Origin of the sequence: Anaerobacillus sp. MEB173 (assembly GCF_052119505.1) — a bacterium.
Lineage (GTDB): Bacteria > Bacillota > Bacilli > Bacillales > JBJMAU01 > JBJMAU01.
Genome location: NZ_JBJMAU010000063.1, coordinates 1 through 582, shown reverse-complemented (window position 1 = coordinate 582; position 582 = coordinate 1). Strand labels below are relative to the sequence as shown.

Annotated in this window: 1 protein-coding gene; it reads left to right on the top strand. The window is 36.6% G+C overall.

Going from position 1 to position 582, the window contains the following annotated elements; all coding sequences use genetic code 11:
• Window positions 1-582, top strand: a 582-nt coding sequence (locus tag ACJ2A9_RS23745; protein WP_441424119.1) for an RNA-guided endonuclease TnpB family protein, incomplete at both ends; no start/stop codon positions are given.

Genomic DNA, 582 nt, shown 5'->3' with positions numbered 1-582 from the left:
CAACTGAAACAGAAATAATAGAGCTTCCTAAGACTGGTTCAGCTGTCGGAATCGATGTTGGATTAAAAGATTTTGCGATTCTTTCAGATAGAACTATCTATGCTAATCCAATGTTTTTCCGTTCACTAGAAGAAAAATTAGCCACAGCACAACGAATCATGAGTAGACGAACCATTGGTGGCGCAAATTGGTACAAAGCTAAAATTAAAGTTGCTCGAATTCATGAAAAGGTCGCTAATGCAAGAAAAGATATGTTAGATAAAATCTCAACTGATATTGTCAAAAACCACGACATTATAGGGATTGAAGATTTGTCTGTATCTAACATGCTCAAAAATCATAATCTTGCAAAAGCCATTAGTGAAGTATCATGGTCGCAATTCAGAACAATGCTTGAATATAAAGCGAAATGGTACGGAAAGCAAGTCGTTACTGTAGCGAAAAATTTTCCGAGCAGTCAACTCTGCTCTAATTGTGGTCATAAGCATAAAGACGTTAAAAATCTTGCTTTGCGTGAATGGGAGTGTCCAAAATGCCATACTCATCACCAAAGGGATATTAACGCAAGCATCAATCTCAAAA